At 58.9% G+C, this 19,928-nt stretch carries 17 protein-coding genes and 2 tRNA genes; 1 reads left to right on the top strand and 18 read right to left on the bottom strand.

Annotation, left to right across the window (positions count from 1 at the left end; translation table 11 throughout):
* The 12 genes from rbfA to rlmE form a co-directional block, all read right to left on the bottom strand.
* The gene (rbfA, locus tag TU82_RS20420) at positions 1-396 is read right to left on the bottom strand and encodes a 30S ribosome-binding factor RbfA (RefSeq protein WP_057725021.1); all 396 of its coding nucleotides are present in this window, start codon (positions 394-396) and stop codon (positions 1-3) included.
* Positions 397-555: 159 nt separating this feature from the next.
* Entirely contained in the window at positions 556-3,069 is a 2,514-nt protein-coding gene (gene infB, locus TU82_RS20415; RefSeq protein WP_057725020.1) for a translation initiation factor IF-2, read from the bottom strand.
* A gap of 27 nt (positions 3,070-3,096) precedes the next feature.
* On the bottom strand, positions 3,097-4,578 hold the full coding sequence (gene nusA / locus TU82_RS20410) for a transcription termination factor NusA (RefSeq protein ID WP_057725019.1): 1,482 nt from the start codon (positions 4,576-4,578) through the stop codon (positions 3,097-3,099).
* A 47-nt stretch (positions 4,579-4,625) separates the two neighbouring features.
* Positions 4,626-5,084 carry a ribosome maturation factor RimP gene (gene rimP, locus TU82_RS20405; RefSeq protein ID WP_003235029.1) on the bottom strand — a complete coding sequence of 153 codons (459 nt, stop codon included), beginning with the start codon at positions 5,082-5,084 and terminating at the stop codon, positions 4,626-4,628.
* A 140-nt stretch (positions 5,085-5,224) separates the two neighbouring features.
* Positions 5,225-5,301: transfer RNA gene (locus TU82_RS20400), tRNA-Met, on the bottom strand.
* Between the two features lie 96 nt (positions 5,302-5,397).
* Positions 5,398-5,483: transfer RNA gene (locus tag TU82_RS20395), tRNA-Leu, on the bottom strand.
* Between the two features lie 21 nt (positions 5,484-5,504).
* Positions 5,505-5,888 carry a preprotein translocase subunit SecG gene (secG, locus tag TU82_RS28105; RefSeq protein ID WP_010206600.1) on the bottom strand — a complete coding sequence of 128 codons (384 nt, stop codon included), beginning with the start codon at positions 5,886-5,888 and terminating at the stop codon, positions 5,505-5,507.
* 4 nt (positions 5,889-5,892) lie between these two features.
* A complete protein-coding gene (tpiA, locus tag TU82_RS20390) occupies positions 5,893-6,648 on the bottom strand; it encodes a triose-phosphate isomerase (protein ID WP_057725018.1) in 756 nt (251 codons plus the stop codon).
* Between the two features lie 66 nt (positions 6,649-6,714).
* Entirely contained in the window at positions 6,715-8,052 is a 1,338-nt protein-coding gene (gene glmM, locus TU82_RS20385; RefSeq protein ID WP_057725017.1) for a phosphoglucosamine mutase, read from the bottom strand.
* Between the two features lie 16 nt (positions 8,053-8,068).
* Positions 8,069-8,920, bottom strand: coding sequence for a dihydropteroate synthase (gene folP, locus TU82_RS20380; protein WP_057725016.1), 852 nt, complete (start codon positions 8,918-8,920; stop codon positions 8,069-8,071).
* Positions 8,921-8,928: 8 nt separating this feature from the next.
* The gene (gene ftsH / locus TU82_RS20375; protein WP_057725015.1) at positions 8,929-10,839 is read right to left on the bottom strand and encodes an ATP-dependent zinc metalloprotease FtsH; all 1,911 of its coding nucleotides are present in this window, start codon (positions 10,837-10,839) and stop codon (positions 8,929-8,931) included.
* Between the two features lie 200 nt (positions 10,840-11,039).
* Complete coding sequence (gene rlmE / locus TU82_RS20370) at positions 11,040-11,690, bottom strand: 23S rRNA (uridine(2552)-2'-O)-methyltransferase RlmE (protein ID WP_032862906.1); 651 nt, start codon at positions 11,688-11,690, stop codon at positions 11,040-11,042.
* Positions 11,691-11,795: 105 nt separating this feature from the next.
* Between rlmE and TU82_RS20365 the strand changes: the two genes are divergently transcribed.
* A complete protein-coding gene (locus TU82_RS20365) occupies positions 11,796-12,104 on the top strand; it encodes a YhbY family RNA-binding protein (RefSeq protein WP_057725014.1) in 309 nt (102 codons plus the stop codon).
* Positions 12,105-12,113: 9 nt separating this feature from the next.
* On the opposite strand, the gene TU82_RS20360 is transcribed toward TU82_RS20365, so the two are convergent.
* The 6 genes from TU82_RS20360 to dnaJ all read right to left on the bottom strand — a co-directional run bounded on the left by TU82_RS20360 (position 12,114) and on the right by dnaJ (position 19,689).
* Positions 12,114-12,518 (bottom strand): hypothetical protein, encoded by a 405-nt coding sequence (locus tag TU82_RS20360; RefSeq protein WP_057725013.1) that lies wholly within the window; start codon positions 12,516-12,518, stop codon positions 12,114-12,116.
* A 28-nt stretch (positions 12,519-12,546) separates the two neighbouring features.
* Positions 12,547-13,023, bottom strand: coding sequence for a transcription elongation factor GreA (gene greA, locus TU82_RS20355; RefSeq protein WP_057725061.1), 477 nt, complete (start codon positions 13,021-13,023; stop codon positions 12,547-12,549).
* A 2-nt stretch (positions 13,024-13,025) separates the two neighbouring features.
* On the bottom strand, positions 13,026-16,247 hold the full coding sequence (gene carB / locus TU82_RS20350; protein ID WP_057725012.1) for a carbamoyl-phosphate synthase large subunit: 3,222 nt from the start codon (positions 16,245-16,247) through the stop codon (positions 13,026-13,028).
* Between the two features lie 105 nt (positions 16,248-16,352).
* Positions 16,353-17,489 (bottom strand): glutamine-hydrolyzing carbamoyl-phosphate synthase small subunit, encoded by a 1,137-nt coding sequence (gene carA, locus TU82_RS20345; protein ID WP_057725011.1) that lies wholly within the window; start codon positions 17,487-17,489, stop codon positions 16,353-16,355.
* 258 nt (positions 17,490-17,747) lie between these two features.
* Positions 17,748-18,554 carry a 4-hydroxy-tetrahydrodipicolinate reductase gene (gene dapB / locus TU82_RS20340; protein ID WP_057725010.1) on the bottom strand — a complete coding sequence of 269 codons (807 nt, stop codon included), beginning with the start codon at positions 18,552-18,554 and terminating at the stop codon, positions 17,748-17,750.
* 10 nt (positions 18,555-18,564) lie between these two features.
* Entirely contained in the window at positions 18,565-19,689 is a 1,125-nt protein-coding gene (gene dnaJ, locus TU82_RS20335; RefSeq protein ID WP_057725009.1) for a molecular chaperone DnaJ, read from the bottom strand.
* Positions 19,690-19,928 lie beyond the last annotated feature (239 nt).

Below are 19,928 nucleotides of genomic sequence, written 5' to 3'. Positions count from 1 at the left end.
TTACTCCTTGGCGTCTTCAGGTGTCGACGGGTGCTGGCTGTCTTCAGCCACCGCGCGCTCGATCAATGCCGACAGGTGCGCACCGCGTACGACGCTTTCGTCGTAGTGGAAGTGCAACTGGGGCACGCTGCGCAGCTTCATTTCACGGGCCAGCTGCATGCGCAGGAAACCCGCAGCCGCGTTAAGCACCTTGATGCTTTGGGCGATTTCTTCGCTGCTGTCCTGCCCCATCACGGTGATGAAGATTTTGGCGTGACCCACGTCACGACTCACTTCAACGGCGGTGATGGTGACCAGGCCAACACGTGGATCCTTGACTTCGCGACGGATCAGTTGGGCCAGCTCGCGCTGCATCTGATCGCCGATACGCTGGGTACGGCTGTATTCTTTTGCCATGTCTTGTTACCTGTTACTGCCACACGGTGAAACCCGTGGGGTCTGAAAGCGGCAAACGCCCGGCCTGACAAAAGCCAGACCGGGCGTTGCGTTTAGAGTCCGTACGCTGCGCGGGGCATCTGCATGCCCACACGCGGCGTGGCTCCGGAAGTGCGCGAGTTAGAGGCTGCGAGCAACCTGAACCTTCTCGTAGACTTCGATCTTGTCGCCAGGCTTGACGTCGTTGTAGCTCTTGACGCCGATACCGCATTCCATGCCGGCACGTACTTCGGAAGCGTCATCCTTGAAGCGGCGCAGGGATTCCAGCTCGCCTTCGAAGATAACGATGTCTTCACGCAGTACACGGATTGGACGGTTACGGTACACAGTACCTTCGATAACCATGCAACCGGCGATCGCGCCGAATTTCGGCGAGCGGAACACGTCACGCACCTCGGCGATACCCAGGATGTTCTCCCGGACGTCGCTGCCAAGCATGCCGGTAAGGGCCTTCTTGACGTCTTCGATGATGTCGTAGATGACGTTGTAGTAACGCATGTCCAGGCCTTCCTGCTCGACGATCTTGCGAGCGCCGGCATCGGCACGCACGTTGAAGCCGAACAGTACAGCGTTGGAAGCCAGTGCCAGGTTGGCGTCGGATTCGGTAATACCACCGACACCGCCACCGACAACGCGCACTTGCACTTCGTCGTTACCCAGGCCGTTCAAGGCGCCGTTCAACGCTTCGAGGGAACCACGTACGTCAGATTTGAGGACAATGTTGAGCGTCTTCTTCTCTGCCTGGCCCATGTTCTCGAAGATGTTTTCCAGCTTGCCGGCGTGAGCACGCGCCAGTTTGACTTCGCGGAACTTGCCTTGACGGAACAGAGCCACTTCACGGGCTTTCTTCTCGTCGGCAACCACGCTCATCTCGTCGCCAGCGTCCGGGGTACCGTCCAGGCCGAGGATCTCGACAGGGATGGAAGGACCGGCTTCCTTGATTGGCTTGCCGTTCTCGTCGAGCATGGCACGTACACGGCCATAGTTCGAACCGACCAGCACCATGTCGCCTTGGCGCAAGGTACCGTCTTGAACCAGTACGGTTGCAACCGGGCCGCGACCCTTGTCCAGACGCGATTCAACCACAACACCGCGGCCTGGGGCCGATGGGGTTGCCTTGAGTTCGAGTACTTCAGCCTGCAGCAGGACCGCTTCGAGCAGTTCGTCCACACCGGTACCGACTTTGGCCGAGACCGAAACGAACGGCGTATCACCGCCCCACTCTTCGGACGTCACGCCGTGAACCGACAGCTCGCTACGGATGCGATCGAGATCGGCGCCCGGCTTGTCGATCTTGTTCACTGCAACCACCAGTGGAACACCAGCGGCCTTGGCGTGCTGGACAGCTTCAATGGTCTGCGGCATCACGCCGTCGTCCGCTGCAACCACCAGAATCACGATGTCGGTCGCCTTGGCACCACGGGCACGCATTGCGGTAAACGCGGCGTGACCCGGGGTGTCGAGGAAAGTGACCATGCCGCGCTCGGTTTCAACGTGGTACGCACCGATGTGCTGGGTGATACCACCGGCTTCGCCAGCAGCTACCTTGGCACGACGGATGTAGTCGAGCAGCGACGTCTTACCGTGGTCAACGTGACCCATTACGGTCACAACTGGCGCACGGGAGAACGTCTCACCTTCAAACTTCAGGGACTCGGCCAGGGAATCTTCCAGGGCGGTGTCGCTGACCAGGGTCACTTTGTGGCCCAGTTCTTCGGCTACCAGCTGAGCAGTTTCCTGATCAAGCACCTGGTTGATGGTCGCTGGGGTACCCAGTTTGAACATGAACTTGATAATTTCAGCCGCCTTGACCGACATCTGGTTGGCGAGATCGCCAACAGTGATGGTCTCGCCGATCTGCACATCACGCACGACAGGGCCGGTTGGGCTCTGGAAACCGTGGGCGTTGCGCTTTTTCAGCTTGGCCTTGCCGCGCCCACCGCGACGGAAGCTGTCGCTTTCTTCGTCGGTAGTACGTGGGGCAACGCGTGGCGCAGGCGCTTTCTCTTTGACCGATGCGCGATGCGGAGCGTTTTTACGCTCGCCATCACCGCCACCACCGCGACGATTGTTATCGTCGGCACGTGGCTTGTCCGGACGACGAGGTTCGTCGCGCTTGCGGTCTGCTGCAGGAGCAGGTGCGGCAGCCACCGGAGCGGCCTCACGCACAGCTTCAACAGGAGCGGCGACCGCTTCAGTGCCGGCAGGTTGCGCAGCAGCAGGCTGGCGACGCGCTTCTTCTTCGGCGCGACGCTTGGCTTCTTCTTCAGCCTTCTGGCGAGCAGCATTTTCTACTGCGCGACGTTCATCCAGCTCGCGTTTGCGCTCGGCTTCGATTTCTTCCGGGCTGCGCTGTACGAAGACTTTCTTCTTGCGTACTTCAACGCTGATGCTCTTGCTACCTGCAACACGCAGGGTGCTGGTGGTTTTGCGCTGCAATGTAATCTTGCGCGGTTCTTCCACTTTCGCCTTGTGGCTGCTTTTCAAGTGAGTCAGCAAAGACTGCTTCTCACTGTCGCTCACATGTTCCTCGGCGGCGGTGTGCGGCAGACCTGCCTCACGCATCTGCTGCAACAGGCGCTCTACCGGTGTTTTGACCTCATCGGCCAGTTGTTTCACCGTGACTTGCGTCATGCACTTCTCTCCTCAGGCCGCGCCTAATTACTCGAACCAATGGGCTCGGGCGGCCATGATCAACTTGCCGGCACGATCTTCGTCAATGCCGTCGATGTCGAGCAGATCGTCAATAGACTGCTCGGCCAGGTCTTCGCGGGTAATTACGCCGCGCACCGCCAGTTCCATCGCCAAATCCTTGTCCATACCCTCAAGCGAGAGCAGGTCTTCGGCCGGATGGGCGTCTGCCAGCTTTTCCTCAGTAGCGATGGCTTTAGTCAACAAACGATCCTTGGCCCGAGCGCGAAGCTCGTTGACGGTGTCTTCGTCAAAGCCGTCGATGTTGAGCATTTCTTCCAACGGTACGTAGGCAATCTCTTCCAGGCTGGTGAAGCCTTCATCTACCAGCACCTGTGCCAGGTCTTCATCGACTTCCAGCTCTTCGATAAAGTTGCGCAGGATGTCACCGGTTTCAGCTTGCTGCTTAGCCTGGATGTCCGATTCGGTCATCACGTTCAGGGTCCAGCCGGTCAGTTGGCTGGCCAGACGCACGTTCTGACCACCACGACCAATGGCCTGGGCCAGATTGTCTGCGCCAACGGCGATGTCCATTGCATGGGCATCCTCGTCAACGATAATTGCCGCCACTTCAGCCGGCGACATGGCGTTGATCACGAACTGCGCCGGGTTATCGTCCCACAGGACAATGTCCACACGCTCACCGCCCAACTCGCCCGACACTGCCTGGACGCGCGAACCGCGCATACCAATGCAAGCGCCCTGCGGGTCAATGCGTTTGTCCTTGGAGCGGACCGCGATCTTGGCGCGCGAACCCGGGTCGCGGGACGCAGCCATGACTTCGATCAGGCCTTCGGCGATTTCCGGCACTTCGATACGGAACAGCTCGATCAGCATTTCCGGCGCGGTACGCGACAGGATCAACTGAGGGCCGCGGTTCTCGGTGCGGATTTCCTTGAGCAGCGCACGCAAGCGCACGCCGACACGGAAGGTTTCGCGAGAGATGATGTCCTCACGGGCCAGCAACGCTTCAGCGTTGTTGCCCAGGTCAACGATCACGTTGTCGCGGGTTACTTTTTTCACGGTACCGGAGATGATTTCACCCAGGCGTTCGCGATAGGCGTCAACGACTTGAGCACGCTCGGCTTCGCGAACCTTCTGCACGATGACCTGCTTGGCGGTCTGTGCAGCGATACGGCCGAACTCGATCGATTCGATCTTTTCTTCGACGACATCACCGACGTTGGCGCCAGGGTGCGTTTGCGCAACCTTGCTCGGCCAGGTTTCAATCGCCGGATCATCAAGATCGGCTTCTTCGACGACCGTCCAGCGACGGAAAGTCTCATAGGCACCGGTGTGGCGGTTGATTTCCACACGCAGATCAACTTCATCTTCAAAACGCTTTTTGGTCGCAGTGGCCAGGGCCAGCTCCAGCGCTTCAAAAATCACGTTTGCCGGTACGCCCTTTTCATTGGATACCGACTCAACAACCAGCAGTACTTCTTTGCTCATCGTACGCCTCGCCTTTCGCAAGCCATTGGATCCGCGGGATCCGCGTCTCAGTCAAAACTGGGAATAATGTTGGCCTTGTCGATCATATCGATCGGCAACAGGAACTCATGGTCTTCTACCTGCACCACGACATCCTGTTCTTCTACACCGCGCAGAAGGCCCTGAAAGTTGCGTCGCCCTTCGAATGGGGAACGCAGCTTGATCTTCACTTGTTCACCGGCAAATTTTGCAAACTGATCAATAGTGAACAGTGGGCGTTCCATGCCTGGCGAGGAAACTTCAAGGGTGTATTCAACGGAAATCGGATCTTCAACATCCAGGACACCGCTGATCTGACGGCTGACAATGGCGCAATCGTCCACCAGCACGCCGCCCTCTTTATCGATATAAACGCGCAACATTGAGTGGCGACCTTGAGCCGAAAACTCAATACCCCAGCATTCATAGCCTAGGGCCACGACCACCGGGGCCAGCAAGGCCTGCAACTCTTCTAGCTTGCTCGACACCTGAACCCCCTCGTGCATGTATGTGCATGCTGTGCAAAATAAAAAAATGGGCGAAACGCCCATCCTTGAAACGCCGTCGAACAGCGGCGTTGAAAGTGTCCAGCTAACAAAAAGCCCCTTTAAAGGGGCTCCGCTAAAACTGGTTGCGGGGGCCGGATTTGAACCGACGACCTTCGGGTTATGAGCCCGACGAGCTACCAGACTGCTCCACCCCGCGACAAAGCTGGGGCGGAAGTATACGACCGATCCCTTACAGGGTCAATGTAACCTTCCACCTACAAGAAAGCCCGCAACAGCGGGCTCTCCTGATAATTGGTACCGAGAAGGGGACTCGAACCCCTACACCCTATGGGCACAACCACCTCAAGGTTGCGTGTCTACCAATTCCACCACCTCGGCAATACAGCGTTTACAACCTTCTTACTTTTGCTCTTGAGCTGGAGGCACGTCAGTCGCTGGAGTAGCCGACTTTTGCTCTTGAAGCACCGGGACATCATCAGAAGCCGGTTTTGCTTTTGGAACTTCCAACACTGCTGGGTTTGGCAAACCTACTTGAGTCAGCACATGAGCCTTCTCTTTAGCAAAGTAACCTAACCCCAAGCTGGTTATGAAGAAACCGGCGGCAAGTATAGCAGTAAACTTACTAAGAAAGGTAGAGGAACCTTGGCTTCCGAATACAGTATTTGAAGCACCTGCACCGAAAGACGCACCAGCATCCGCACCTTTACCCTGTTGCAACAAAACCAGGGCAACTACGCCCAGGGCAGCCAACAGATGAAAAACGACTACGACTGTTTCCAGCATTTTTTCAGTTTCCCGCGGCGCGACAGATCGCACCGAACTCATCTGCATTCAGGGAAGCTCCACCAATGAGCCCCCCATCGATATCCGGCATGCCGAACAGTTCGACCGCATTGGCCGCCTTCACGCTGCCGCCGTATAGAAGCCGCACACCTTGTGCGACCTCAGAATTTTCTGCCGCCAACTGCGCGCGGATGGCGGCGTGCACATCCTGCGCCTGTTGCGGTGTAGCAGTCAGCCCGGTGCCAATGGCCCAGACCGGCTCGTAAGCAATGACTGCCTTTGCAAACGCACCAACACCCAGCTCTTCGATGATGCTGCCCAGCTGACGCGAGACAACTTCAAGCGTCTTGCCCGACTCACGCTGCTCCAGGGTTTCCCCTATGCACAACACCGGAATCAAGCCACAAGCCTGTGCCGCTGCGAACTTGCGGTTGAGCATCTGATCGCTTTCACCCATCAACTGGCGGCGCTCGGAGTGCCCGACAAGTACATAGGCACAACCCGCATCTACCAACTGACTCGGCGCAATCTCACCGGTCAACGCACCTTGGGCGGGCTCCACCGCGCAATTCTGCGCACCGACCTGAATCGACTGACCTTTCAAGCCATCAACCACTTGGCCGACATGCAGGAAAGGCGGGAAAACCGCAACATCGACATCGCCCGGCAAGGCCAGGTGACGAAGGCCATTGATCAGCTCAGCGACACTGGCGCGGGTACCGTGCATCTTCCAGTTACCAGCTACCATAGTGCGACGCATGCTGTACCCCGTCGGTCAAAGTGGGCGCAGATGTTACCCAACCACACCATCACTGGCAAGCCGAATTCAGGCGCAAACTTCAGTTACTAGTTTTGCCAGGTCTTCGGCATGGCTGCGAACCTGTGTTTCGTCCTCGCCTTCGACCATGACACGCACCAGAGGCTCTGTGCCGGACTTGCGCAACAACACACGTCCACGCCCAGCCATCGCTTGCGTCACGCGCTCGCAAGCCTCTTTGACAGAGGGGTGCTCGATTGGATTTTCGCCACCGGCAAAACGCACATTGAGCAGCACCTGCGGACACTTGCGCAGCGCCTGTCGCGCCTGGGCCAGGCTCTCTTGGCGACGGCGCAAGGCCAGCAGCACCTGCAGCGCGGCGATGATTGCGTCGCCTGTGGTGGTGTGCTGGAAGCAAACGACATGCCCCGAGTTTTCCCCACCGATCACCCAGTTGCGCTCCAGCAACTCGGCGATCACGTAACGGTCACCGACATTGGCGCGAATGAAGGGAATCCCCAGTTCAGCCAACGCCAATTCAAGCCCAAGGTTACTCATCAGCGTACCGACGACACCACCTTGCAGCTTGTTACGCTCATGCAAGTCACGGGCAATGATGAACAGCAGGTCATCGCCATCCACGATCATGCCGGTGTGATCGACCATCAACACGCGATCGCCATCGCCGTCAAAGGCGATGCCCAGGTCCGCATGTTCAGCCAGAACCGCCGCCTGCAACTGCTCCATGTGCGTGGAGCCGCAGTTGTCGTTGATGTTCAACCCGTTGGGCTGAGCCGACAGCACAGTGACCTGCGCACCGAGCTCTTTGAAGACACTCGGCGCCACCTTGTAGGTCGCACCGTGGGCGCAATCGACGACGATCTTCAGCCCGGCAAAATTGGTGCTGCTCGGCACGCTGCTTTTGCAGAACTCGATGTAGCGACCGGAGGCATCATTGATACGCGACACCTTGCCCAGTTTACTGGACTCGACCACGGTCATCGGCGCATCCAGCAACTCTTCGATCATCAGCTCGATCTCGTCCGGCAACTTGGTGCCCTGCCCCGAGAAAAACTTGATGCCATTGTCATCGTGCGGGTTGTGCGAGGCACTGATCACGATACCGGCTTCGGCGTGAAAGGTACGCGTCAGGTAGGCGATCGCCGGCGTAGGCATCGGGCCCAGCAGCATCACGTCGGCGCCTGCGGCAGATAACCCCGCCTCCAGCGCGGATTCGAACATGTAGCCCGAAATACGCGTGTCCTTGCCCACCAGTATGCGGCACGCGCCCATGCTGCGGAACGCCATGCCTGCCGCCCAACCCAGCTTGAGCATGAAATCCGGGGTAATCGGGTATTCGCCGACCCGACCACGAATGCCGTCGGTGCCAAAATATTTCTTAGTCATGAGTGCTCCATCATTCTTATTCGGCTGATTCTACAGCAGCAATCATGCGCACCACGTCCACCGTCTCGGCGACATCATGCACACGCAAAATACGGGCGCCCTTGGTCATCGCAAGCGCTGCCAGCGCAAGGCCGCCGAACAGCCGCTCACCCACCGGGCGATTCAAGGCCTGCCCTATCATGCTCTTGCGCGAAACACCGACCAAAAGGGGTCGACCAAGGGCATGCAGGGCTTCCATATGTTTGAACAGGCTTAAATTATGTTGCAGAGTCTTGGCGAAGCCAAACCCCGGATCGAGAATGATTTTTTGCGCAGCAATGCCCACGGACGCGCACTGAGCGACTCTGTCGGCAAGAAAGCTGCCTACCTCGCCAACCAGGTCGTCGTAGTGCGGATTGTTCTGCATATTGCCGGGCTCACCCAGCATATGCATCAGACACACGGGCAGACCGGTCGCCGCAGCGGCGTCCAGGGCACCGTCACGCCGCAACGAACGCACATCATTGATGAGCCCCGCTCCCAAGCGCGCGGTTTCACGCATTACCGCCGGCGTTGACGTGTCCACCGAGATGATCACATCCAGTTCGCGCGCGATGCGCTCGACAATCGGCGCCACCCGCTCCAGCTCCTCCACAGGAGAAACAGCGCGAGCCCCCGGCCGAGTCGACTCGCCGCCGACATCAATCAACGTCGCGCCGGCAGCCACCATCGCCTCTGCATGACGCAACGCTGCATCCTGCCGGCTGAAGCGGCCACCATCGGAAAACGAGTCTGGCGTGACATTAAGAATGCCCATGACATGTGTATGGGCCAAATCAAGAACCCGGTTGCCGCAAGGCAACCGGGTGGAGGACGACGCAGAAATCATTTCAAACCTTAATGGTCAGCTGCCGGGCCGCCGATCGGAGCTTCAGGACGTTCATTCTGCACCACTGGCGGAGTGCCCGAGGTGCCCGAACCGCCTTCCCAATCGCGAGGCTCACGAGGCGTACGGCCGGCCATGATGTCGTCGATCTGATCGGCATCAATGGTCTCGTACTTCATCAGTGCATCCGCCATCGCATCCAGCTTGTCGCGGTTGTCGGTGAGGATCTGCTTGGCCGTGCCGTAGCACTGGTCAATGATGCTGCGCACCTCGGAGTCGATCAGCTTGGCTGTCTCCCCCGAGAAACTTGCACTTTGACCGCCACCACCACGGCCCAGGAACACCTCGCCTTCTTCCTCGGCATACATCAAAGGACCGAGTTTTTCCGACAGGCCCCACTTGGTCACCATATTCCGCGCGATCTGGCTGGCACGCATGATGTCGTTGGAAGCGCCGGTGGTGACACCGTCGAAGCCCAGCGTCATTTCTTCGGCAATCCGACCGCCGTACAGCGAACAGATCTGGCTGATCAGCGCGCGCTTGGAGAGGCTGTAACGATCCTCTTCCGGCAGGAACATGGTCACGCCCAAGGCACGACCGCGCGGAATGATCGACACCTTGTAGACCGGGTCGTGCTCAGGCACAACGCGGCCAACGATAGCGTGACCGGCTTCGTGATAAGCGGTGTTCTGCTTTTCCTTCTCGGACATGACCATGGATTTGCGCTCGGCGCCCATCATGATCTTGTCTTTCGCCAGTTCGAACTCTTTCATTTCAACAATGCGCTTGCCGGTACGGGCCGCGAACAGCGACGCCTCGTTGACCAGGTTGGCCAGGTCGGCACCGGAGAAGCCAGGCGTACCACGGGCGATCACGGCCGGGGCCACGTCGTCGCCCATTGGCACTTTACGCATGTGTACTTTAAGGATTTGCTCACGGCCGCGGATGTCCGGCAAGCCCACCACCACCTGGCGGTCGAAACGGCCCGGGCGCAGCAGCGCAGGGTCCAGTACGTCCGGACGGTTGGTTGCGGCGATGACGATGATGCCGTCATTCATCTCGAAACCGTCCATCTCCACCAGCAACTGGTTGAGAGTCTGCTCACGCTCGTCATGACCACCACCCATGCCGGCGCCACGATGGCGACCAACGGCATCGATTTCGTCAATGAAGATGATGCATGGCGCGTGCTTCTTGGCCTGTTCGAACATATCGCGAACACGGCTGGCACCGACACCGACGAACATCTCGACGAAGTCAGAACCGGAAATGGTGAAGAACGGCACCTTGGCTTCGCCGGCAATCGCCTTGGCCAGCAAGGTTTTACCGGTACCCGGCGGGCCGACCATCAGTACGCCGCGAGGAATGCGGCCGCCCAAACGCTGGAACTTGCCCGGATCGCGCAGGAACTCGACCAGCTCACCGACTTCTTCCTTGGCTTCGTCGCAGCCGGCGACATCCGCCAGGGTGGTTTTCACCTGGTCCTCGGAGAGCAGGCGTGCCTTGCTCTTGCCGAAGCTCATCGGCCCGCCCTTGCCTCCCGCACCCCCTTGCATCTGGCGCATGAAGAACATGAAGACGGCGATAATCACCAGGATCGGGAAGCTGGCTACCAGGAGCTGGGTCCAGATGCTCTGCTGCTCGGGCTGCTTGCCTTCAACAACGACCTTGTTGTCCACCAGGTCGCCGATCAGACCGTTGTCCTGGATTGCCGGACGAATGGTCTTGAAGCTGTCGCCATCAATACGCTTGCCGGTGATCACATAGCCATCAACCGCTACGCGCTCGACCTTGCCATCCTTAACTTGCTGGATGAAGTCGGAATAGTTGAGGGTCTGCGGCTCGTTAGGGCTGGAGAAGTTGTTCATCACCGTCACCAGGACAGCCGCGATGATCAACCACAGGATCAGATTCTTTGCCATATCGTTCAATTAACTACCCTCTGAAGCAAGCTCCGCTACTGGCGCGCGCTTCGCATGATATTCACCGGCCTAACTTACTACATTACCTACACCACTGGCAGGCGCCGTCTGTAACCCTTTGTGAAACTTTGACTACACAATAATCGTAAAGCTTCATGACGAAAGCGATATAAAAAAACCTATCGCCCTCCTCGAATCTCTCAAAAACGCTCTTCGCTGGCAGCGCCTTCAACGCCGCGAAAGCCGCGGCAGAGCAGGTATTGCTCGCGGGACCTGTCCCGCGAAGAGTCAGGCTTGCGCGTTTGCACCTTGTCGAACAGCTTGCGGATGTTCTTGTGGTACTCGTCAAACCCTTCGCCCTGGAAGACTTTCACCAGGAAATCCCCACCAGGACGCAGTACCCGACCCGCCAGGTCCAACGCCAGTTCACACAGGAACATGGCACGCGGCATATCGACGGCCGGTAATCCACTCATATTGGGGGCCATGTCGGAAATCACAAGGTCTACCTGCGAATTTCCCACCGCCTCGAGAATCTGTGCGAGCACCGCGTCCTGGGTGAAGTCCCCATGAACAAAGGTCACATCGGGAATGCTGTCCATCTCCAGGATGTCGGACGCGATCAAACGGCCCTGCCCACCAATCAGACGACTGGTCACCTGGGACCAGCCACCCGGGGCCGCGCCCAGATCAATAACGCTCATGCCGGGACGGATCAATTTGTCCTTGTCCTGGATCTCCAGCAGCTTGTAGCTGGCCCGGGAACGGTAGCCGTCCTTCTGCGCCTTTTTGACGTAAGGATCGTTGAAATGTTCTTGTAGCCACTTAAGGCTGGTCTTGGAACGGGCCACGGGCCACCTCGAAAATAAAACGGGTCGTGATTAACTGGGCGGTCCCGGACTCGCTCGGGTAAACTGGCCGCCGCTTTTTACAAGATCAGACGCAGGGGTCAGATTATGCCGCTCACTCAAGAGCAGAAGAAACAGTACAAATCCATTGGCCACCATCTGAAACCAGTTCTGATTGTGGCAGACAACGGTTTGACTGAGGGTGTGTTAGCCGAATTTGAACGCGCACTCAATGATCATGAACTGATCAAGATCAAGGTCAATATCCTTGATCGCGAAGCGCGCCTGGCCGCCGTTGCAGAACTGTGCAAGGTGGGCAAGGCGGACCTGGTTCAGGTTATCGGCAAGATGGCGCTGCTGCATCGCAAGAACTTCAGCGTCAACAAGCAACTGTCGAACGTTCATCGCTTCAAATGATGAAAAGGGTCAAGGGCGTGCTTCGCGCGCCCCGCCACTCCATCCCGGTGCGGGCTGCATAACCAGCACCAGACCGGAAAACCCCAGCACAAGATAGCTGAATAGCTGCCAGCGCAACGCTTGCGGCAGCCAGACATGCACAACGCAATACATTGCACACGCATACAGCGCCATCAACAGCAGTTGGCCGCGAATATCCCGCCACAAACTCCCCAAGCCTTCAGCCTTGACCAGCACCACTGCCTGGAGTGTCACGCACGCCGCCGCAAAAGACACCAGCAACGCACTGAGCAATCCGTCAATTTCATCGATCAGCAGCGGCGCCAGGCCAATCAGGCCCAGCGCCGGCAGCACACCAATGTGCAGCAACCACAGGCCGCCCACCCAAAGCATCTGGGAGAGCTGCCAAAGCATGGCGCCCGCACGAAGCGGGCGCCGCCTTTCAGATGTGACGAACTTCGACAATCTCGTACTCGATCACGCCGCCAGGGGTTTTTACAGACACCACATCGCCTTCTTCCTTGGCAATCAAGGCGCGGGCAAGCGGTGAACCGACGGAGATCTTGCCGAGTTTGAAGTCAGCCTCGTCTTCGCCCACGATGTGATAAACAACGCGCTCATCCGTCTCGACATTGGCGATTTCCACGGTCGTGCCGAAAATCACCTTGCCGGTATGCGGGATGGTCGTGACATCAATGATCACCGCGTTCTGCATACGGCCTTCGATATCACGGATCCGCGCCTCGACCATACCCTGCTGCTCACGAGCAGCGTGGTATTCGGCGTTTTCCTTCAAGTCACCCAGCTCGCGGGCCGTACCGATGTCCTGGCTCAGCTTCGGACGTACGACCTTGGTCAGATGGGCGTGCTCCTCTTCCAGGGCGCGAGCGCCCTGAACGGTCATCGGGTATTTGGTTATGCTCATGCCTTCAATCCTGCGTGTAGATCCTGCAAGCGACGCACGGTCTTTTCCGGACCGAACTTGAGCGCTTCGCAGATGGCTTCGCCTGCAGCAATGGTGGTGGTGCAGTAGATCTTGTGCTGCAAGGCATTACGACGAATGGAGTAGGAGTCCGCGATCGACTGGCGACCTTCGGTGGTGTTGATGATCAGGGTGACTTCGTCATTCTTGATCATGTCGACCACGTGCGGACGACCCTCCGTCACTTTATTCACGCGGCGCACTTTCAGGCCGGCAGCCTCGATCAGCTTGGCGGTCCCGGCGGTAGCCACGACTTCAAAGCCCAAGTTGATCAGATCACGGGCCACGCCCGCAACCAGTGGCTTGTCGTCATCACGCACGCTGATAAATGCGGTACCGCCGGTCGGCAGCACTTCGCTGGCGCCCATCTGGGCCTTGGCGAAGGCTTCGCCGAAGGTGTCGCCCACACCCATCACTTCACCGGTGGACTTCATTTCCGGGCCCAGGATCGGGTCCACACCAGGGAATTTGGCGAAGGGGAACACCGCTTCTTTCACGCTGTAGAAGTTCGGAATGATTTCCTTGGTGAAGCCGATTTCCTTCAGGGTCTTACCGGCCATCACGCGGGCAGCGATCATGGCCAGAGACACACCGATGCACTTGGACACGAACGGCACGGTACGCGAAGCACGCGGATTGACTTCGATGACGTAGATGTCTTCGCCTTGCAGCGCCAACTGTACGTTCATCAGGCCGACCACACCCAGCTCCAGGGCCATTTTCTTGACCTGCTCGCGCATTTCGTCCTGGATGTGCGCCGGCAGCGAATACGGCGGCAGCGAGCACGCGGAGTCACCGGAGTGAACGCCCGCCTGCTCGATGTGCTGCATGATCGCACCGATCACCACATCGGTACCGTCGCACACCGCATCCACGTCCATTTCGATGGCGCAGTTGAGGAAGTGGTCGAGCAGCACCGGGCTGTCGTTGGAGACTTTCACCGCGTCACGCAGGTAGCGCTTGAGCTCGTCTTCTTCGTAGACGATTTCCATCGCGCGGCCGCCCAGTACGTAGGACGGACGCACCACCAGCGGGTAGCCGATCTTGCTGGCTGCACGAATGGCTTCTTCTTCGCTGCGAACGGTGGCGTTAGGCGGCTGGCGCAGATTCAGGCGCTCGACCATCTGCTGGAAGCGCTCACGGTCTTCTGCACGGTCGATAGCGTCCGGGCTGGTGCCGATGATCGGCACGCCGGCGGCTTCCAGGGCACGCGCCAGTTTCAGCGGGGTTTGACCGCCGTACTGGACGATCACGCCTTTTGGCTTCTCGACGCGGCAGATTTCCAGTACGTCTTCCAGTGTTACCGGCTCGAAGTACAGACGGTCGGACGTGTCGTAGTCAGTGGAAACCGTTTCCGGGTTGCAGTTGACCATGATGGTCTCGTACCCGTCTTCGCGCAGTGCAAGGGCGGCGTGTACGCAGCAATAGTCGAACTCGATGCCCTGGCCGATACGGTTCGGACCGCCACCCAGGATGATGATCTTGTCGCGGCCCGACGGCGCGGCTTCGCACTCTTCCTCATAGGTGGAGTACATGTACGCAGTGTCGGTGGCGAACTCGGCAGCGCAGGTATCAACGCGCTTGTAGACCGGGAAGATGTCCAGCTTGTGGCGATGGGTACGCAGGTTCTTCTCGGTCACACCCAGCAGCTTGGCCAGACGTTGATCGGAGAAGCCTTTGCGTTTGAGGCGGAACATCAGGTCGCGGTCGATGGACGACAGGCCGAGGGTCTTGACCTTCTCTTCTTCCTTGATCAGGTCTTCGATCTGCACCAGGAACCACGGGTCGATCATGTTCATGCCGAAGATGTCTTCGACGCTCAGGCCGGCGCGGAAGGCGTCCGCCACGTACCAGATACGCTCGGCGCCCGGCACGGTCAGCTCACGCTTGAGGATGCTCATGCTTTCCGGGTTGCTCAGGTCGAGCTTCTCGTCCAGGCCGCAAACACCGACTTCCAGGCCGCGCAGGGCTTTCTGCAGGGATTCCTGGAAGGTGCGGCCGATGGCCATGACTTCACCAACCGACTTCATCTGAGTGGTCAGGCGCGCGTCGGCCTTGGGGAATTTCTCGAAAGCAAAGCGCGGCAGCTTGGTCACGACGTAGTCGATAGACGGCTCGAAGGACGCCGGCATGGCGCCGCCGGTGATTTCGTTTTGCAGCTCGTCCAGGGTGTAACCGATTGCCAGCTTGGCGGCGATACGCGCAATCGGGAAACCGGTGGCTTTCGATGCCAGCGCCGAAGAACGCGATACACGCGGGTTCATCTCGATCACGACCATGCGGCCGGTGTCCGGGCAGATGCCGAACTGAACGTTGGAACCACCGGTTTCCACGCCGATTTCACGCAGTACCGCCAACGAGGCGTTACGCATGATCTGGTATTCCTTGTCCGTCAGGGTCTGCGCCGGCGCAACGGTGATCGAGTCACCGGTGTGCACGCCCATCGGGTCGAAGTTTTCAATGGAGCAGACGATGATGCAGTTGTCCTTTTTGTCGCGGACAACCTCCATCTCGTATTCTTTCCAGCCGATCAGGGATTCGTCGATCAGCAGCTCTTTGGTCGGCGACAGGTCCAGGCCGCGGGCGCAGATTTCTTCGAACTCTTCACGGTTGTAGGCGATGCCACCACCGGTGCCGCCCATGGTGAAGGACGGACGGATAATGCACGGGAAGCCCAGCTTTTCGAGAACCGCGTTGGCCTCTTCCATGCTGTGGGCGATACCGGAGCGCGGGCAGTCAAGGCCGATGGACTTCATCGCCTTGTCGAAACGCGAACGGTCTTCAGCTTTGTCGATGGTGTCGGCATTGGCACCGATCATCTCCACGCCGAATTTTTCCAGGACGCCTTCGCGCTCCAGGTCCAGGGCGCAGTTCAGTGCGGTCTGGCCGCCCATGGTCGGCAGCAGCGCGTCCGGACGCTCTTTTTCGATGATCTTGGCCACGGTCTGCCATTTGATCGGTTCGATGTAGGTGGCGTCGGCCATGGCCGGGTCGGTCATGATGGTGGCCGGGTTGGAGTTCACCAGGATGACGCGGTAGCCCTCCTCGCGCAGGGCTTTACAGGCCTGGGCGCCGGAGTAGTCGAATTCGCAGGCCTGGCCGATCACGATCGGGCCAGCGCCGAGAATCAGGATGCTTTTTATGTCTGTACGTTTTGGCATGGGTTTGTCACTCAAATCCGCAGGTCAGTCGGCAAGCCGTCTTGAACATTCTTTGAAGAACCTGCGGGGGCCACCGCATTTCGGGGCCACCCGCAGGCCGCTCAGTCAGCGTCGCTTGGCCATCTCATTGATGAAACGGTCGAACAGCGGCGCTACGTCGTTCGGGCCCGGGCTGGCTTCAGGGTGCCCCTGGAAGCTGAACGCGCTCTTGTCGGTGCGCTCGATGCCTTGCAGGGAGCCGTCGAACAGCGACTTGTGAATGGCGCGCACATTCGAAGGCAGGCTCGCTTCATCCACCGCAAAACCGTGGTTCTGGCTGGTGATCATGACAACGCCGGTGTCCAGGTCCTGCACGGGGTGGTTGGCACCGTGGTGACCGTGGCCCATTTTCAGGGTCTTGGCGCCCGAGGCCAGGGCCAGCAACTGGTGGCCGAGGCAGATACCGAATACCGGGATCTCGGTTTCCAGCACGTCCTTGATGGCCTGGATGGCGTAGTCGCAGGGCTCGGGGTCACCCGGGCCGTTGGACAGGAACACGCCGTCCGGCTGCAGGGCGAGTACGTCGCTGGCCGGGGTTTGCGCCGGCACCACGGTCACGCGGCAGCCGCGCTCAACCAGCATGCGCAGGATGTTGTACTTCACGCCGTAGTCGTAGGCCACAACATGGTATGGCAGGTCGGCGGCCTCGATCGTCGCGTGACTGTCAGTCTTCAGGTCCCAGACAGTGGAGCGCCATTCGTACTTCTCTTTGACGCTGACTACTTTCGCCAGGTCCATGCCTTTCAGGCCAGGGAAACCTTGCGCCGCGGCAATCGCCGCCTCTTCGGAGATATTCTCACCGACCATGATGCAGCCGTTCTGCGAGCCTTTTTCACGCAGGATGCGCGTGAGGCGGCGCGTATCGATACCGGCGATCGCCACAACGTTGTTGGCTTTCAGGTAATCGGACAGCGACATCGTGTTACGCCAGTTGCTCGCAACCAGTGGCAGGTCACGAATCACCAGACCGGCCGACCAGACACGATCAGACTCGGCGTCTTCCGGTGTAGTACCGGTGTTGCCGATGTGCGGATAGGTCAGGGTAACGATCTGTTGGGCGTAGGAGGGATCGGTAAGGATTTCCTGATAGCCGGTCATGGCGGTGTTGAACACCACCTCACCAACGGTTTGACCGTCGGCTCCAATGGCTTCGCCGCGAAAAATGCTGCCATCAGCAAGGGCGAGTATGGCTGGCTTAGTCAAGAAGACCTCCCGTAAATAAAGCCTGAAAGGGCGATCGCAGGTTGCAAAAAAGCGGAGTGACGTATGGACACGTCACCCCGCTTCTTCACTGAATTATTCTGCGCGCTTTTAGTGGACACACTAAAGCTGTAGCTTACAGAAAAAGGCTTTTTTGGTCCACCGCTAATGAGCCTGAAAGGCAGGAGAATGCGACAGGACGTCGCCTAGCGGGTAAAACGGGGCCTAAGCATAAGCTTGAGGCCCTGTTTAAGCTACCGATTAGTGCAAGTCGAGCACATCACGCATGTCGTACAGACCAGGCTCGCGACCTTCCAGCCAGAGCGCGGCACGCACCGCACCCTTGGCAAACGTCATGCGGCTGGAGGCCTTGTGCGTGATTTCCAGGCGCTCGCCTTCAGTAGCGAACAGCACCGTGTGATCACCGACCACATCACCACCGCGCACAGTGGCAAAACCAATGGTATCGCGCGCGCGGGCACCGGTATGCCCTTCACGGCCATACACTGCCACTTTCGACAGGTCACGCCCCAACGCATCAGCGATGGCCTCGCCCATGCGCAGCGCAGTCCCGGACGGCGCATCGATCTTGTGACGATGATGGGTTTCGATAATTTCGATATCCGCTTCGTCGCCCAATACGCGAGCCGCCATGTCCAGCAGCTTGAGGGAAAGATTCACGCCCACGCTGAAGTTTGCGGCAAAGACGATTGGAATATCCTTGCCGGCCTGAGCCAGCAACTGCTTCTGCTCAACCGTCAAACCGGTGGTACCGATCACCATCGCCTTGCCTGCCTTGCGACAGAACGCAAGGTTTTCCAGCATCACCTCCGGCAGCGTGAAATCGATCAGCACGTCGAACTCGTCGGCCACCTGTGCCAGGTGACCGGACAACGAAACGCCGATACGGCCCAGCGAGGCCAACTCACCCGCATCCGCGCCGATCAACGTGCTGCCTGGGCGCACGATCGCCGCAGTCAGCCCGGACGCCGGCGAGCGCTGTTGCACCGCTTCGACCAGCGTCTTGCCCATGCGCCCGGCAGCGCCCATTACGGCTATACGTCGCATACTCAATTCCTTACAGGTCGCCGAAGAAGCGCTTCACACCATCGAAAAAGCCCGTGGTTTTCGGCGAGTGGGAATCGTCACCGGCCAATGAACTACGGAACTCTTCAAGCAGCTCACGCTGACGACGATTCAGGTTGACCGGCGTTTCTACCGCTACACGACACATCAGGTCGCCTGCCCCGCCACCGCGCACTGGCGCAACGCCCTTGCCACGGATACGGAACTGCTTGCCGGTCTGCGTGCCTTCGGGAATCTTGAGCTTGACCCGACCGTCCAGCGTCGGGATTTCCAGCTCGCCACCCAGGGCGGCGTCGACAAAGCTGATCGGCACTTCACAGAACAGATGCTTGCCATCGCGCTGGAAGATCGAGTGCTCGCGCACATTGATCACCACGTACAGGTCGCCGGTTGGCCCACCTTGAGCGCCCGCCTCGCCTTCGCCCGACAGACGAATGCGATCACCGGTATCCACGCCCGCCGGCACTTTCACCGACAGGGTCTTGTACTCTTCGACACGACCTTCGCCATGGCAGGAATCGCACGGGTCGGAAATGATCTTGCCCTGGCCATGGCAGCGCGGGCAGGTCTGCTGCACCGAGAAGAAGCCCTGCTGCATGCGAACCTGGCCGATACCGCCGCAGGTCGGGCAGGTGATTGGCGAAGAGCCCTTCTTGGCACCCGAGCCGTCGCACGGCTTGCAGTTGACCAGCGTCGGCACACGGATGTTGACGCTGGTACCGCGCACGGCTTCTTCCAGGTTCAATTCCAGGGTATAGCGCAGGTCGCTGCCACGCTGGGCCCCGCCGCGCTGGCCACCCCGGCCACCGCCAAAGAAATCACTGAACACATCACCGAAAATATCGGAGAAGTTCTGGCCACCGAAACCGGCACCGCCGCCGCCCATGCTCGGGTCGACACCGGCATGACCGTACTGGTCGTAGGCTGCACGCTTGTTGGGATCAGACAGACATTCGTAGGCCTCATTGGCCTCTTTGAACATTTCTTCGGATTCTTTGCTATCCGGATTACGGTCCGGGTGGTGCTTCATCGCCAGACGACGGTAAGCCTTCTTCAGGTCCGCCTCGCTGGAGCCGCGCTCCACACCCAATACTTCGTAATAGTCACGCTTTGCCATAAGTCTTTGCACTCTTAAGGACGTTCAGCCAGACCCTCCTGAGCCTCGCCAAACTCGTTGAGCCCCAATGCAGGCCCGGACCCAACTCACGTCAATTCAACGATCCTGGTCATCACTGCTTTTTAGCCGGCTACCCGACTAAAAGCGCGGTATTTACTGCTCGGAAAGCAGGAGCATTCCCGATCACACCGCCAGCATCCGCACGTTGTCGCATGCTGTAAAAATTCGCATACCCCAGA

The organism is Pseudomonas orientalis (assembly GCF_001439815.1).
GTDB lineage: Bacteria > Pseudomonadota > Gammaproteobacteria > Pseudomonadales > Pseudomonadaceae > Aquipseudomonas > Aquipseudomonas orientalis.
Note: the sequence above shows the minus strand (reverse complement) of the source record. Positions and strands in the feature narration are given on the sequence as shown.

What these genes read in the sequence shown, in the direction of transcription:
- rbfA (WP_057725021.1), bottom strand. Translation starts at nt 396, where the DNA reads ATGGCAAAAGAATACAGCCGTACCCAGCGTATCGGCGATCAGATGCAG.
- infB (WP_057725020.1), bottom strand. Translation starts at nt 3,069, where the DNA reads ATGACGCAAGTCACGGTGAAACAACTGGCCGATGAGGTCAAAACACCG.
- nusA (WP_057725019.1), bottom strand. Translation starts at nt 4,578, where the DNA reads ATGAGCAAAGAAGTACTGCTGGTTGTTGAGTCGGTATCCAATGAAAAG.
- secG (WP_010206600.1), bottom strand. Translation starts at nt 5,888, where the DNA reads ATGCTGGAAACAGTCGTAGTCGTTTTTCATCTGTTGGCTGCCCTGGGC.
- tpiA (WP_057725018.1), bottom strand. Translation starts at nt 6,648, where the DNA reads ATGCGTCGCACTATGGTAGCTGGTAACTGGAAGATGCACGGTACCCGC.
- glmM (WP_057725017.1), bottom strand. Translation starts at nt 8,052, where the DNA reads ATGACTAAGAAATATTTTGGCACCGACGGCATTCGTGGTCGGGTCGGC.
- folP (WP_057725016.1), bottom strand. Translation starts at nt 8,920, where the DNA reads ATGATTTCTGCGTCGTCCTCCACCCGGTTGCCTTGCGGCAACCGGGTT.
- ftsH (WP_057725015.1), bottom strand. Translation starts at nt 10,839, where the DNA reads ATGGCAAAGAATCTGATCCTGTGGTTGATCATCGCGGCTGTCCTGGTG.
- TU82_RS20365 (WP_057725014.1), top strand. Translation starts at nt 11,796, where the DNA reads ATGCCGCTCACTCAAGAGCAGAAGAAACAGTACAAATCCATTGGCCAC.
- TU82_RS20360 (WP_057725013.1), bottom strand. Translation starts at nt 12,518, where the DNA reads ATGCTTTGGCAGCTCTCCCAGATGCTTTGGGTGGGCGGCCTGTGGTTG.
- carB (WP_057725012.1), bottom strand. Translation starts at nt 16,247, where the DNA reads ATGCCAAAACGTACAGACATAAAAAGCATCCTGATTCTCGGCGCTGGC.
- dapB (WP_057725010.1), bottom strand. Translation starts at nt 18,554, where the DNA reads ATGCGACGTATAGCCGTAATGGGCGCTGCCGGGCGCATGGGCAAGACG.
- dnaJ (WP_057725009.1), bottom strand. Translation starts at nt 19,689, where the DNA reads ATGGCAAAGCGTGACTATTACGAAGTATTGGGTGTGGAGCGCGGCTCC.